Annotated in this window: 10 protein-coding genes; 2 read left to right on the forward strand and 8 right to left on the reverse strand. The window is 69.3% G+C overall.

The features are described 5' to 3' along the window. Positions 1–7: 7 nt before the first annotated feature. On the reverse strand, positions 8–1,336 hold the full coding sequence (locus DXK32_RS13950) for an ABC transporter substrate-binding protein (protein ID WP_114859060.1): 1,329 nt from the start codon (positions 1,334–1,336) through the stop codon (positions 8–10). A 247-nt stretch (positions 1,337–1,583) separates the two neighbouring features. Between DXK32_RS13950 and acnA the strand changes: the two genes are divergently transcribed. Beyond that, positions 1,584–4,274, forward strand: coding sequence for an aconitate hydratase AcnA (gene acnA, locus DXK32_RS13955; protein ID WP_114859061.1), 2,691 nt, complete (start codon positions 1,584–1,586; stop codon positions 4,272–4,274). A 58-nt stretch (positions 4,275–4,332) separates the two neighbouring features. Here acnA and DXK32_RS13960 read toward each other — a convergent pair whose 3' ends face one another. From DXK32_RS13960 to DXK32_RS13990, 7 genes are all read right to left on the reverse strand, one after another. Beyond that, positions 4,333–6,243 carry an acyltransferase family protein gene (locus tag DXK32_RS13960; RefSeq protein ID WP_162801176.1) on the reverse strand — a complete coding sequence of 637 codons (1,911 nt, stop codon included), beginning with the start codon at positions 6,241–6,243 and terminating at the stop codon, positions 4,333–4,335. A gap of 461 nt (positions 6,244–6,704) precedes the next feature. Continuing rightward, positions 6,705–7,550: a LytTR family DNA-binding domain-containing protein gene (locus tag DXK32_RS13965; protein ID WP_114859087.1), complete on the reverse strand. Its 846-nt coding sequence runs from the start codon at positions 7,548–7,550 to the stop codon at positions 6,705–6,707. Positions 7,551–7,564: 14 nt separating this feature from the next. Beyond that, positions 7,565–8,662 (reverse strand): hypothetical protein, encoded by a 1,098-nt coding sequence (locus DXK32_RS13970; protein ID WP_114859063.1) that lies wholly within the window; start codon positions 8,660–8,662, stop codon positions 7,565–7,567. Positions 8,663–8,898: 236 nt separating this feature from the next. Next, the gene (locus DXK32_RS13975; protein ID WP_114859064.1) at positions 8,899–9,138 is read right to left on the reverse strand and encodes a DUF1150 family protein; all 240 of its coding nucleotides are present in this window, start codon (positions 9,136–9,138) and stop codon (positions 8,899–8,901) included. Between the two features lie 59 nt (positions 9,139–9,197). Beyond that, positions 9,198–9,677 carry an Hsp20 family protein gene (locus tag DXK32_RS13980; RefSeq protein WP_014239222.1) on the reverse strand — a complete coding sequence of 160 codons (480 nt, stop codon included), beginning with the start codon at positions 9,675–9,677 and terminating at the stop codon, positions 9,198–9,200. 224 nt (positions 9,678–9,901) lie between these two features. Then, positions 9,902–10,327, reverse strand: coding sequence for a GtrA family protein (locus DXK32_RS13985; protein ID WP_205215715.1), 426 nt, complete (start codon positions 10,325–10,327; stop codon positions 9,902–9,904). Continuing rightward, positions 10,324–11,415, reverse strand: coding sequence for a glycosyltransferase family 2 protein (locus DXK32_RS13990; protein ID WP_114859065.1), 1,092 nt, complete (start codon positions 11,413–11,415; stop codon positions 10,324–10,326). The genes DXK32_RS13985 and DXK32_RS13990 overlap by 4 nt, the downstream gene beginning before the upstream one ends. Positions 11,416–12,018: 603 nt before the next feature. Here DXK32_RS13990 and DXK32_RS13995 point away from each other — a divergent pair. After that, entirely contained in the window at positions 12,019–14,658 is a 2,640-nt protein-coding gene (locus DXK32_RS13995) for an ATP-binding protein (protein WP_162801177.1), read from the forward strand. The last annotated feature ends 42 nt before the right edge of the window (positions 14,659–14,700 follow it).

Below are 14,700 nucleotides of genomic sequence, written 5' to 3' on the forward strand. Positions count from 1 at the left end.
AGGACTCCTAATCGCAGGCGCGCGGTTCGATCTTGCGCTCCGCCGCGAAGCGCCGGGCCGACTCCGCCACCAGCTTGCGGATCAGGGTGCGGCGCGGCTCGATGGGGCCGGAGACGTCCAGCCAGCGCTCCCCGTCCCACTGCTGCACATGCAGCGGCACGATCCCCTCATGGTCGGCGCAGGTGATGCGCAGCGGCTGCATGAAGCCGTCCAGCCCCAGCGCGGCCAGCCGGTCGGCGGTCAGGTCCAAATGGTCGAAGCCCCAGGCGACCTGCGCCCCGGTCAGCGGCCGGCGCCCGTACTTGCCCTGCGCGGTGCGGATGGCCTCGACCAGGACGGCGGCGTTGAAGACCCCACGATTGTACAGCACCGTGCCGATCTGGCCGGGATCGCCGGTTCCCAGCCCACGGGCGTGGACCTGTTCGCGGATGGCGCGGATCACCGGCAGGTCACTCCCGGCGGCGTGGAAGGCGACCGCCTTGTAGCCGACCGCGGCGGCGCCGACCGGCCGGACGTCCAGTTCCGACCCGGCCCACCAGACGCCGATCATGCGGTCGGCGGGATAGCCGGCGGCGGCGGCCTCGCGCAGGGCGGTGGAGTTCTGCACCCCCCAGCCCCACAGGATCACGTAGTCGGGCCGGTAGTGGCGGGCGATCTGCGTCCAGACGGCGCGCTGGTCCAGCCCCGGCGGGGCGACCGGGAAGCTGCGCATCTCGAAGCCCAGCGGGCCGCGCAGCGCCTCCAGCATGGGCAGCGGCTCCTTGCCGAAGGCGCTGTCGTGATAGACGTAGGCGATCTTCCGCCCGCGCAGCCGCTCGGTTCCGCCCAACTCCGTTGCGATGTGGCTGATTGCGGCGTCGATGCCCGTCCAATAGCTGGCCGGGGCGTTGATGGCGTAGGGGAAGACCCGCCCGTCGGACACGTCCGCCCGCCCGTAGCCGGAGGAGAAGACCGGGATGCGGTCGGCCGCCCCGCGCTCGATCAGGGCGTAGGTGATGCCGGTGGACAGCGGCAGGACGGCGGCGGCGCCGGTCGGCCCCTTGGCCTTCAGCCGCTCGTAGCAGTCCACCCCGCGGTCGGTGTTGTAGCCGGTGTCGCACTCCTCCCAGGCGATGGGCACGCCGCCGATGCCGCCATCGCGCCGGTTGACCAGCGTCAGATAGTCGGCCACCCCGTCGGCCAGCGGGATGCCGTAGGGCGCGTAGGGGCCGCTGCGGTAGACGAGGTGCGGGAAGAACTGCGCCCCTTGCGGCGACTCCGGGGCGGCCTCGGCCGGGGCGCACAGCACCGCCACCGCCAGGGCCACCGCCGCCAAAGCTGGGGCGCGCCATGCCATTCCGTTTCCTCCACCCGTCGCGCGCCGGGCCGTCCGCCCGTCCGCGTGTTTATCATTTCCCGCGATTCTAGTACGGACCGGCCCCGTTTCGCACGAAGAGAGCGCAGCCCCCACGCTTGCGCTTGCCTGCCCTTTGCACGGCGCCGTTTGAAGGGGGGCGGGACCGGCACTAAATCAGGCGGTTGAGACATGCGGAAACCACGGCCGCCGCCCGGCCGGTCCGCCAATAACGCGAAGGAGGGGTACCGTGACGACGTTCACCGGTCAGGACTCGCTGAAAACCCGCCGCTCCCTGTCCGTCGGGGGCAAGAGCTACGATTATTTCAGCATCAAGGCCGCGGAGGACGCCGGGCTGGGCGACCTCTCCCGGCTGCCCTACTCGATGAAGGTGCTGCTGGAGAATCTCCTGCGCTTCGAGGATGGGCGCACCGTGTCCACCGACGACGTCAAGGCGGTGGCCCAGTGGCTCCAGGACAAGCGGTCCGACCGTGAGATCGCCTACCGCCCGGCGCGCGTGCTGATGCAGGACTTCACCGGCGTGCCGGCGGTCTGCGATCTGGCGGCGATGCGCGAGGCGATGGCCGCGCTGGGCGGCGATCCCAAGAAGATCAACCCGCTGGTTCCGGTCGATCTGGTCATCGACCACTCGGTGATGGTCGATTACTTCGGCAACCCCTCCGCCTTCGAGAAGAACGTCGAGCTGGAGTTCGAGCGCAACCTGGAACGCTACGCCTTCCTGCGCTGGGGCCAGAAGGCCTTCGACAATTTCCGCGTCGTGCCGCCGGGCACCGGCATCTGCCATCAGGTGAACGTCGAGTATCTGGCGCAGGGCGTGTGGACCGACACCGACCCGGCGGGCAAGCTCGTCGCCTATCCCGACACGCTGGTCGGCACCGACAGCCACACCACCATGGTGAACGGGCTGGGCGTGCTCGGCTGGGGCGTCGGCGGCATCGAGGCGGAGGCGGCCATGCTCGGCCAGCCCATCTCCATGCTGATCCCCGAGGTCGTCGGCTTCAAGCTGACCGGGCGGCTGAAGGAGGGCACGACGGCCACCGATCTCGTGCTGACCGTCACCCAGATGCTGCGCAGGAAGGGCGTGGTCGGAAAGTTCGTGGAGTTCTACGGGCCGGGCCTGGACCATCTGACGCTGGCCGACCGCGCCACCATCGGCAACATGGCCCCGGAATACGGCGCCACCTGCGGCATCTTCCCGATCGACGCGGAGACCATCCGCTACCTGACCTTCACCGGCCGCGACGCCGACCGCGTGGCGATGGTCGAGGCCTACGCCCGCGCCCAGGGCATGTGGCGCGACGCCGGCACCCCCGACCCCGTCTTCACCGACACGCTGGAGCTGGACATGACGACGGTCGAGCCGTCGCTGGCCGGCCCGAAGCGCCCGCAGGACCGCGTGCCGCTGTCCCAGGCGGCGCAGAGCTTCGGCAGCGATCTGGTCGGCGCCTTCAAGGCGGAGGACGCCGACCGCTCCGTTCCGGTGAAGGGCTGCGGCTACAATCTCGACCAGGGGGCGGTGGTGATCGCCGCCATCACCTCCTGCACCAACACCTCCAACCCGGCGGTGCTGGTGGCCGCCGGCCTGCTCGCCGGCAAGGCGGTGGAAAAGGGGCTGAAGTCCAAGCCCTGGGTCAAGACCTCGCTGGCGCCGGGCTCGCAGGTGGTCACCGACTATCTGGCCAAGGCCGGGCTCCAGCCCTACCTCGACCAGCTCGGCTTCAACATCGTCGGTTACGGCTGCACCACCTGCATCGGCAACAGCGGCCCGCTTCCCGACCCCATCGCCGCGGCGGTGGAGGAGGGCAACCTCGTGGTCGCCGCCGTGCTGTCGGGCAACCGCAACTTCGAAGGCCGGGTGAACCCGCACACGCGGGCGAATTATCTGGCCTCGCCGCCGCTGTGCGTCGCCTACGCGCTGGCCGGCAACATGAAGATCGATCTGGCCAAGGACCCCATCGGCACCGGCCATGACGGCCAGCCCGTCTATCTGAAGGACATCTGGCCGACCAACCAGGAGGTCCAGGACGCCATCGACGCCTCGCTGTCGGCGGAGATGTTCCGCAGCCGCTACGGCAACGTGTTCGAGGGGCCGGAGCAGTGGCGCGGCATCCGGACCGCCGAGGGCCAGACCTACGAGTGGCAGGCCGGCAGCACCTACGTGAAGCTGCCGCCCTTCTTCGCCGACATGCCGAAGACGCCCGAGGCGGTCAGCGACGTGCGGGGCGCCCGCGCGCTCGCCGTGCTCGGCGACAGCATCACCACCGACCACATCTCGCCCGCCGGCTCGATCAAGAAGACCAGCCCGGCCGGCGAGTATCTGCTGAGCCATCAGGTGCGCCCTCAGGACTTCAACTCCTACGGGGCGCGGCGCGGCAACCACGAGGTGATGATGCGCGGCACCTTCGCCAACATCCGCATCCGCAACGAGATGCTGGCGGGCGTGGAGGGCGGCGAGACCCGGCACTACCCCTCGGGCGAGCAGTTGCCGATCTACACCGCGGCGATGCGCTACGCCCAGGAGGGCGTGCCGCTGGTGGTCATCGCCGGCAAGGAGTACGGCACCGGCTCCAGCCGCGACTGGGCGGCCAAGGGCACCAAGCTGCTGGGCATCCGCGCTGTGATCGCCGAGAGCTTCGAGCGCATCCACCGCTCGAACCTCGTCGGGATGGGCATCCTGCCGCTCCAGTTCAAGGACGGGCTGACCCGCAACGATCTGGCGCTGGACGGCACCGAGACCTTCGACATCGACGGCATCGAGCAGGACCTGCGCCCGCGCAAGGACGTGACGATGACCATCACCCGCGCCGACGGGCAGACCCGTCCGGTGCCGCTGCTGCTGCGCATCGATACGGTGGACGAGGTCGAGTATTACCGGAACGGCGGCGTGCTGAACTTCGTCCTGCGCAATCTGGCGAAGTGACGGAAACCGGCGCAGTGGGGGGCGACACCGCCTTCCCGCTGCGCGGCGTTCTTGTGCCTCACTCTCCGTATGCCGGATCGGGGGCGCGCAGAATCTCCTGGATGCTCTGCACGATCAGGGTGCTGCCGTGGGCCGAGAAATGGCCCTGGTCCAGGAAATAGAAGCCCTCCTTATCCCTGATCCGGCAGAGCGGAAGGGCCTTGCAGGGGTCGGGGTCGCAGAAATAGTCGGAGGTGTCGACGAACCGCGCGCCCCGCGTCGCGGCGATGACCGGCTGGTCGGCGGCTTGCCCGGTGATCGAATAGGCGCGCTCCGACTTCATGAAATAGGTGTGGTCGTAGGGGTTGCGGAAGCGGAACACCGGGCTCTGCCCCAGCACGACGATGCGGATGCCCCGGTTCCGCAGCGCCTCCACGGTCTCGTGCAGGCGGCGGAGATCGAGCGCGTTGGTGTCCATGTACCATTCCCACCGCGCCGCCATGATGACGATGCGGATGCCGTTGCGATCGATGAGTTCATCGACGCGACGGTTGAACTCCTGGCAATTCGGGCGGGCGTTGACCGGCAGATCCTTGATGGGCGGGCAGCCGGACGCCGTGTACTGCACGATGTTGAAGGGCAGGGTGTCGGCGACGGTCTGAAGCCCCGGCACGTAATGGGCGGCGAAGGAATCCCCCCAGAGCAGGGCGGTGGGAGCCTCCGCCTTCGGCGAACCGATCCGGCAATTCTCCAGGCCCGGCCACGCCTCGGGCGGCTGGTCGGTTTCGAGGAAGCAGGTGTGTTCCTTGTAGAGTTCCCGCCCTGAGATGTCCTGCGGCGCGTAGTCGGTGAAGCGCTGCGGCAGCCCGTCGGACAGATGACCGAGCAGCCCGACCCCCGCCAGCCCGGCCATGACCCAGCCGGTCCGCGCGAAGACCTTGGACGGCCGGCGGTCGGACTGCACACCCGGCGCTGCCCTGGGCTTGCGGAAGGGAACCTCGATCAGCCGCCAGGACAGCAGGGACACCGCGGCGATGGCCGCGAGAAGGATCAGCGTCTCCTTGGTGGTCAGGTCCCGCCCTTTGTAGAACCGCGCGAAGACCATCAGCGGCCAATGCCAGATGTACATGGAGTAGGAGATCAGGCCGATGAAGACCATGGGGCGCAGAGTCAGCATTCTCCCGACCGCCGTCGGACCGCTCCGCCCGGCATGGATGACCAGCGCCGCGCCCAGGCAGGGCAGCAGCGCGGCGTAGCCCGGAAAGGCCGTGGCCTCGGACAGGGCGAACACGCTGACGAGGATCAGGGCGGCGCCGACCGCGCAGGCCAGTTCCCGCACCGCGCGGCTGCGGCTGTCCGGAACGGCGCCGAAGGCGAGAAGGGCGCCCAGCACCAGTTCCCACAGCCGGGGCGGCAGCAGGTAGAAGGCCGCCACCGGATGATCCCGCACCAGCGACACCCCCAGGGCGAAGGACGCCGTCGCCGCCGCCAGCAGAACGGCGCCCCACACCGAACGCCTGTATGGAAGCAGGGCCAGCACGGCGAGGGGAAAGACGATGTAGAATTGCTGCTCCACCCCCAGCGACCAGGTGTGGAGAAGCGGGTTCATCTCCGCCGCGTTCTCGAAATAACCGGACTTCAGATAATAGACGATGTTGGACGAGAACAGCGTGGTCGCCGCGAGGTTCTGGGAAAAGCTCTTCAACTCCTGGGGCGACAGCAGGAACAGGGCGAGCACCGCGGTGACCGCCAGCGCCGCGAACAGTGCGGGAAGGATTCGACGGATGCGGCGGACATAGAAGTCGGCGAGGGAAAAGCGGCCGCGCTGCGTGTCGTTCAGAACGATCGAGCCGATGAGGTAGCCGGAAATCACGAAGAACACATCGACGCCGACGTATCCGCCGCTGAACAGGGAAAACTTCGCGTGGAACAGCAGAACCGAAAGGATCGATACCGCGCGAAGGCCGTCGATGTCGGGGCGGTACGTCATGGGACCCGCAAGGTTTGGGTGGAACGGAGACGCGGGTCGGCGGTCCCGAACCCGGTTCTGCGGCGGGAGGCGAGCGGCGATGGGCGCAGGGATGTCCTGTCGGGCGAGGGATCGCAGCGGTTCCGATCCCCCGACCATCCGATGATGTCGATGAAGACTATGGAGAGCGATGCGGAATTATCAGCGTAAGGTTTGCGCTGGTTATCACTTGGGTTGCATCAGCCTTTTCAGTGTGATTGATGGAAAAATCCCCGTGAATTCGATGGTATGGCATCGCAGTCGGGTCTTGAAGGGAATTCTTGAATGAATGTCCTTAGGGTATCGACATTTCGAGTGATCTAACAAAGATACGAAGGTAATCGACGGCGGATGGGGTAGAGGAGGCATCCGTTATTGTGTGGGATGTCTGAGATCGGGTCGGGCTTTCACAACGAAGTCGTGTGCTCGTTGGGGGGGATTGGTCACGGCCCCGCCTTCTCCACCCAGCCCGCCTTGCGGACCGCCGCCGCGTAACTGCGGCTGACCGGCACGCGCAGGCCGTTGCGCAGGACCAGCACCAGCTTGCCGTCCGGCTTGCGCTCCACCCCGGCGACGGCCGCGGCGGCGACCCAGTGGGAGCGGTGGACCTGCATCCCCTCCAGCCCGGCCAGCTCGGCGATGGCGTCGCGCAGCCGCATCAGGATCAGGTCGCTGCCCTCCGCCGTGTAGGCGCGGACGTAATGGTCCTCCATCTCCAGCGCCAGCAGGTCCCGGCCGAGCCGCGCCGGCAGGCGGGCGAGGAAGGCGGGCTCCGGCCGCTCCGCCGGGGATGATGCCGGCGCGTCGTCCGGGACGAACGGGGATGGCGGCGGCGTGGGGCCGGCGAGAAGCCCGCGGTCGCGCAGCTCCAGCCAGACCGGAATGGCCGACACCAGCAGGGTGACGAGGACGACGTAGACGAACAGCTCCGCCAGCCCCAGCGGGCGCAGGAAGTCCATCCCGCGCAAGGTCCTTTCAAGCAGCGCCACGGTGAACGTCATCAGCGCCGCCACCGCCAGGACCACCCCGGCCAACGTGGCGCGCCACGCTCCCGCCCGCTCCCGCAGCCGATGGCCGGCGGCCAGGGTCAGAAGCTCGAAGGCGAGGCCGCCCAGCCCGATCAGCCCGATCCAGTAGGCCAGCCGCTGCGCCAGCGTCAGATCGGCGAAGGTGCCGAAGGGACCGAGCAGGGCCAGCACCAGCGCCGCGCCGAGCAGCACCGGCAGCCGCCGCCCCATCAGCCGGCGGCGGTAGGGCGTGCGGGGCTGTCCGATCGCGGGCGTGTCCATGGCGGCGCGCACGGTCACGCGCTGGCGGAGCGGGCGGACTGTTCCAGCGACTTGATGTGGGACAGGCCGGGCAGGATTTCCGACTTCACGAACTCCATGCGCCGGTTCGGGCCGCCGCCGCCGCGGGCGAAGCGGGCCTTCCACAGGTCCATCTTCACCGCCAGACCGCACAGCACGCCGCCGATGGTGACGTGGTGGGAGGCGATCAGCTCGCGGATGGAATGGAAGGTCTCGGCGTTGATGTCGCGCCAGAAGTCCTTGGACCGGTTGTCGAAGCTCTCGAACCGCCCGGTGATCGAGGTCGAGATGTCGGTCAGGTCGCGGCTGATCTCGTCGAGCATGCGCATCTGCCGGGCGTCGCGCTTGACCTCGGTGGAGCTGCGGATCTCGGCCATCCAGGAAAGGAAGCGCTGGATCTCCGGGACGATGTCGTCCAGGCATTTCTTGAAATAGGCCAGCGACAGGAAGATGTCGCCGTATTCCTCGAGGAACTGCGGGATCTCACCCAGCTCGATGTCCAGCCGGTCGGCCATCATGCGCAGGTTGCGCAGCGCCTCGTCCCGGTTGGGATTGGAGAACATGCCGATGATGTCCTTCACGTCCTGGACCTGCATGTCCTCGGACCCGTAGACATACTCGACCAGCGGGCGCGTGAAGACGCGCATGTAGTTGGTCAGCTCCTCCTTCTTGCGGTCGGACAGGGTCAGCGACTCGATGCTGTTGACATCGATGTTCATCCGCCGCAGTTCGATGCGGGAGGTGTAGACGTCGAAGCTGGAGGCGGCGGCGATCTTCTCGATCTTGACGAGGTCGCGCTCCACCTCCTCCTTGTAGGATTCGAAATAGGCGGTGAGATGGCGCGGCGAAACCTGCCCGCTGCCGGTCTGGACGTCGTGGAACATCTCCACGACGGTCTGCAACCGCACATTCTTGATCAGGCGGGCGTGCTGGAGCCCCGGCGTCTCCAGCGGGATGGCCGACAGCGGCATGATGTGCAGCGCGTCGCGGGCCTCGTCCTCCCACTGCTTGCGCCGGCCGCCGCCCTGGGGGCGGGCGGACTTGTCTCCCGCACCCTCGGCCACGGCCTCGCTGGTGTCTGCCCCGTCGCTCAATGCCATCTCCCCGCAAGCCGGCGCCCATCCGCCCGCTTGGCCACTGTCGCGGTCCCCCACAAGGATAGCGGGTTGAGGGGGGCAGGCAAGGGTTGAAGGGGGCGTCCCGGAGCAATGTCATAGCACCGGTCGTACAGAAACGAAAAGGGCCGGTCCGCGATGGACCGGCCCTTTCGCAACCTCCGGAGAGGCTGCGGCAAAACGTCCGGGCGTCAGAGACACGACGCCCCCGGGCGTCAGTGGACGCTCAGCGGCTCCATGTCGTTCTGGCGGACGGTGGCGAAGGCCACGTCGCGCTCGGCCAGCACCGTCAGCGGCGTGCCGTCGGCGGCGTGGACGGAGAAGGCCGGGGCGTCGTCGACGGTCACCGGCCGGACATAGGCCACATGGTCCAGCCCGAAGCCGGCGAAATCCTGGGGCGACAGTTGGCGCAGGTAGGCGGCGGCCTTGTCGGAGTCGATGTCGAAGCTGTTCATGACGCGGTCCTTTGGACGAATCGGTCGAGGAGGTGTGGGCGGCGGAGCGCGCAGACCGGTCAGGCGTCGCCGCGGTCGGGCGCGACGTCGATGGTCTGCGGTCCGGCGGTGCCGCTGGCGGCCTGGGCGGGCTGCTCGATCTTGATGGTGCGGACCTTGGGTTCCGGCAGGGGCCGCTTCAGGTCGATGTTGAGCAGGCCGTTGTCGAGGGAGGCGCCGACGACCTCGATCCCCTCCGCCAGCACGAAGCTGCGCTGGAACTGGCGGGCGGCGATGCCGCGGTGCAGGTAGATGCGCGAGCGGTCGTCGGTCTGGCGGCCGCGGATGACGAGCTGGTTGTCCTCGATCTGGACCGACAGGTCCTCGGAGGTGAAGCCGGCCACGGCCAGCGTGATGCGCAGGCCCTCGTCCCCGATCTGTTCGATGTTGTAGGGCGGATAGCCTTCCGCGGAGTTCTTGGCGATGCGGTCCAGCGTGCGCTCGAACTGGTCGAAGCCCAGGAGCAGCGGACTGTTGAAGAGCGAAAGACGTGTCGTCACGGCGCATCCTCCTCGAGAGGCGAGCGAGTTGCACATTGGGCCCGTTTCCGGCGCCCGGCTGGCTGGCGGCCCGAAAGGGGAAGCTCGGCGCCGCCTCGTCATAGATTGGGGTAGGCCGCCCGGCGGTCAAGGTTCGCCGTTGCGGCAAAGCGCCCGCGCGCGTTCGGCGGCGCAACCGGAGCGCAGAATCAGGGCGGGGATCAGGGCGGGGATCAGGCCGGGAATCAGGTCAGGGGATTGGCGGCCGGTGCCGTGAAGACGAAGCGCCGGCTCGACCAGTAGTTCCAGGCGAAGGTGACGGCGGTCGCCGCGATCTTGGCGGCCAGCGGCGGAACGGTGGGGACCAGCAGGCCGACCACCAGAGTGGACAGCCCCAGCCCGACCAGGTTGAAGGCCAGGAACAGCGGCAGGCGGCGGGCCATCGGGGCCGCCTCCCGGCGCATCCGGAAGGTCCAGCTGCGGTTCAGCAGGAAGCTGCACAGCACGCCGGCGCCGTAGCCCACGGCGTTGGCGGCCAGGACGGGGACGCCGGCCAGCGACACCAGCGCCAGGAACAGCGCAAAATCCACCCCGGTGTTCAGCAGACCGACCACGGCGAAGCGGATGGCCGTCCAGGGAGCGGCGCGCCGCCGGCCTTCCGTGCCGCTCAACGGTTGGCCCCGCTGTTGACCTCGATGCGGGAGAAGGCCCCGGCGGCCGCGGCGATGCCGGTCCCCAGGGGCACCGTGGCGGGGGCCGGCGCGGCCGGCACCCCGGCTTCGACGGCGGTTTGATGGGCGGCCAGGGCGTCCGGATGACGGGCGATGCGGTCCACCACGAACAGCGGTCGCTGCTTCGTCTCCATGTAGAGCCGCCCCAGATACTCGCCGAGCACGCCGAGGATCAGAAGCTGGGTGCTGCCCAGCACCAGCGAGACGACCATCACGCTGGTCCAGCCGGGGACCGTCGCGTGCTGCGACCAGCTTACCAGCGCGTAGCCCAGCGCCAGCACCGCGCACAGCGCGAAGAAGAAGCCGATGTAGGAGGCGGCGCGCAGCGGCTTGATGGAGAAGCTGGTGATGGCGTCCACCGCGAAGCGGATCATCTTGCCCAGCGGGTACTTGGTCTCGCCGACAGCGCGGGCCTGCCGGTCGTAGGGCAGCGGTTCCTGCTTCAGCCCGATCCAGCTCACCATGCCGCGGATGAAGCGGTGCTGCTCCGGCATGGCGTTCAGCACCTCCAGGGCGCGGCGGCTCATCAGGCGGAAGTCGCCGGTGTCCTTGGGGATCTCGATGTCGACCAGCCGGTCGAGCAGGCGGTAGAACAGCGCCGCCGTGCCCTTCTTGAACCAGGTCTCGCCGTCGCGGGCCATGCGGGTGCCGTAGACCACGTCGGCCCCGGCGTCCATGCGGGCCATCATGGTGGTCAGCAACTCCGGCGGGTCCTGAAGGTCGGCGTCGATGATCAGGATGCGCTCGCCCCGGCAGACATGAAGGCCGGCGGTCAAAGCGAGCTGGTGGCCGTGGTTGCGCGACAGCCGCACCCCCGTCACCGCCGGGTCGTCGCGCACCAGACCGGCGATGCGGCCCCAGGTGCCGTCCCGCGACCCGTCGTCCACCAGGATCAGCTCATAGCTCTCCCCGACCTCGGCGCGGCAGGCCGCGGACACCCGGCGGTGCAATTCGCCGATCCCCTCGGCCTCGTTGTAGCAGGGAACCACCACGGACAACCGCGGGGCCCCGGCAACGGCGTGCTGCATGAACCTTCTCCCGTTACCGCCTCCCGTCCCCGCCACAGCCCTGATAGCCGCCCCGATGGTCGTCCCATCCCCGGCTTTCACGGCGTGAAACCCATCGGAGGACCCCTTCGGGCGAGAGCGCAGTCTTCGGGCGACACCGGCGCGGTACCGCCGGTATCCCGCTTGCCAACGGGATCGCAGGCCCTTTTGCCCCGCCGGAATTCGGTACTAACCCGGTCATACACCCGTCCCGCCGGCCCGGTTGGCGGAAGTCCCCGGAACGTCACAGGCCTATGGCATTTGCAACGATTGCCGGTGCGGGCGGGGTGCCCCGAAAGGCGTGGTGCGGCGCGGAAAGCGGGGCTTTTCCCCTCCCGCGGCGGAGGCGCCCCGCCACCCCGGACGGCGATGCCGAGCGGGGTGCCTCCGCCGGGCTGCCCATGACGGGCGACCACCTCCGGAGCGGCATGCCCCTTGCGTGAAACCGGCGAAAGGGCGGACCGGAACGCAGCGGCATCCGCCCGCGTGACGGGAATGCGTCGCACGATGCGAATCCGCGTCGCGCCACACAGGCAAAATGCAAAACGGGATCGCCAGAGGGTTGCGATGGCCAGGGGGGATGCGATGACCATGGTTTCCAGCGAACTGCTGCTCGGGCTGGCGCAGAACATTGGACTGTTCGCGGTCGTGGCGGTCGTCTTCCTGCAGATACGCAGCCGCGCCGCCGGCTGGCCGGCGCCGCTGGCCAATGTCCTGCTCGGCCTGATGTTCGGCGGGGTGGCGGTGCTGGGCATGGCCGATCCGGTGCGGGTGGCGCCGGGCCTGTTCATCGACGCGCGCAACGTCATCGTCGGGCTGGCCGGCCCGTTCGGCGGTCCTCTGGCCGGGGGGGCGGCGGCGGCGGTGTCCGGTGCCTTCCGCGTCTGGATGGGCGGTCCGGGAGCGGTGGCGGGAGTCACCTCGTTGGCCGGTGCGGGGCTGATCGGCGTCCTGGTGGCGGCGGCGGCGCGCCGGAGCGGGCGGTTCGGCAACGCGCACCTGACCGCGCTGGCCCTGCTGGTGACGGTGATGGCGCCCTTCAGCTTCCTGCTGCTGCCCCCCGACATGGCGCGCCGGCTGATGGACACCGCTCTGGTGCCGCTGAGTCTCGGCAACCTCTTCGGCACGCTGGCGCTGGGCACCTTCCTGCGCAAGGAGCAGGAGCGCCTCGATCTCCAGATCGCCCTCACCGAAAGCCAGCGCCGCTTCACCGCGACGGTGGCGAACCTGCCGGGCGGCGTGTATCAGCGGGTGCTCGGGGCGGACGGCCGGCTGCGCTTTCCCTACTGCAGCCCCGGCTTCTTCCAGGTGATGGGCCTGCCGCCGACGGAGCGGGTGACGATGGAGGCGCTGAGCCGCATCCTCCATCCCGATGACCGTCCGCGCGTCTACGCCTCGATCCACGCCTCCGCCGAGACGCTGGCCCCGTGGAATCTCGAATACCGGATCGTCCGGTCCGACGGCGAGATCCGTTGGATCAGCGCCTCCAGCCGCGCCGTCCGGCGCGACAACGGCGACATCGTGTGGGATGGGATCGTCACCGACGTGACCGAGGCCAAGCGCAACGAGCAGGCGCTGATCCAGGCCCGTCTGGACGCCGAGGCGGCCAGCCGCGCCAAGGCCGAGTTCCTGGCGACCATGAGTCACGAGATGCGCACGCCGCTGAACGGCATCCTGGGCTTCGCCAGCCTGCTGCTGGACGAGGATCTGACGCCCCGGCAGAACCACCACGCCCGTCTGGTGCGCGACGCCGGGCGGTCGCTTCTGACGGTGATCGAGGATGTGCTGGACTTCTCCCGCATCGAGGCGGGGCGGCTGGTGCTGAACGACACCCCCTTCGCCATCCGCGACCTGATCGCCAACTGCGCGGCGGTGCTGCGCCTGGAGGCCGAGGCGAAGGGGCTGACGCTGCACGCCGCCGTCGCGCCGGACGTCCCGGACTGGCTGAGCGGCGATCCCGACCGGCTGCGGCAGGTGGTTCTGAACCTGCTGGCCAACGCGGTGAAGTTCACCGAGCATGGCGGCATCGGCCTGACCATCGTGAAGAACGCCGATACCCCCGCCGGGCCCCATCTGACGATCAGCGTCACCGACACCGGGATCGGCATTCCGCCCGACCGGCAGGGCCAACTGTTCCAGCGTTTCAGCCAGATCGACCGGTCGCGCGGCGGCACCGGCCTGGGCCTCGCCATCAGCCGCCGGCTGGTGGAGATGATGGGCGGGACGGTCGGGGTGCAGAGCCAGGCGGGCGTCGGGTCCACCTTCTGGCTGTCGCTGGTGCTTCCGGAATCCGCTCCGCCGGTCCGGGGTCGCGCCCCGTGCGCGGCGGACCTCCTGATCCGCCTGCGCCGCCCGTTGCGCATCCTTCTGGCCGAGGATCTGGCCATGAACCGCGAACTGACCGTGGCCATGCTGCTGGGAGCCGGCCACCGGGTGGACACCGTCGTCAACGGACGGCAGGCCGTGGAGGCGGTTCAGCGCGGCGTCTACGATCTCGTGCTGATGGACGTGCACATGCCGGAGATGGACGGTCACGCCGCCACGCGGGCGATTCGCGCCCTGCCGCCGCCGGTGGGGGCCATCCCGATCCTGGCGATGAGCGCCAGCGCCCTGCCCGACGAGGTCCGGCGCTGCCACGACGCCGGCATGAACGGCCACATCGCCAAGCCGGTGGACCGGGCCGTCATGCTGGACGCCATCGATCATGCGGTGGGCGATCATGCGGCGGGCGATCATGCGGCGGGCGACCCCGTCCGGCATGGTCCGGCCCCGGCGGTCCCGATGGCCGCGATGGGAGGGAGCGCGGTGTCCAGGACCGTGGCGGAGCCGATCCCGCTCCGTCAGCCGCTCGATCCGGCGATGCTGCGCCAGCTGGCCGACGAGGTGGGGGAGGACGCCTGCGCCGGTCTGGCCGCCGTGTTCCTCGACGAGCTTCCCCGGCGGACGAGCCACCTGCGCGCGGGCGGCTCATCCACCGGCGTGGCGGCGGAGGCGCAGGCGCTGATCGCGCCGTCGGCCCGCCTGGGGCTGGTCCGTCTGGCGTCCGCCTGCCGGGCGCTTTGCGCCGCCCTCCGCGCGGGGCGCCGGGATGAGGCGGCGGGGTTGGTCGCCAGCGTCCTGGATGCGGCGGAGGAGGGGGCGTGGGCCCTGCGCGAGGCCCTGCCCGCCGATCGGGCGGAGGCCCTTTCCAAGTCTCTTGCGAAGGACATCGTCCGGACGCCATAATTACCATGCGCGGCAATTTTCTCTCCTCCGGCGTGCGCCGGA

Origin of the sequence: Azospirillum brasilense, assembly GCF_003349955.1 — a bacterium.
In the GTDB taxonomy this organism is placed as follows: domain Bacteria; phylum Pseudomonadota; class Alphaproteobacteria; order Azospirillales; family Azospirillaceae; genus Azospirillum; species Azospirillum brasilense_B.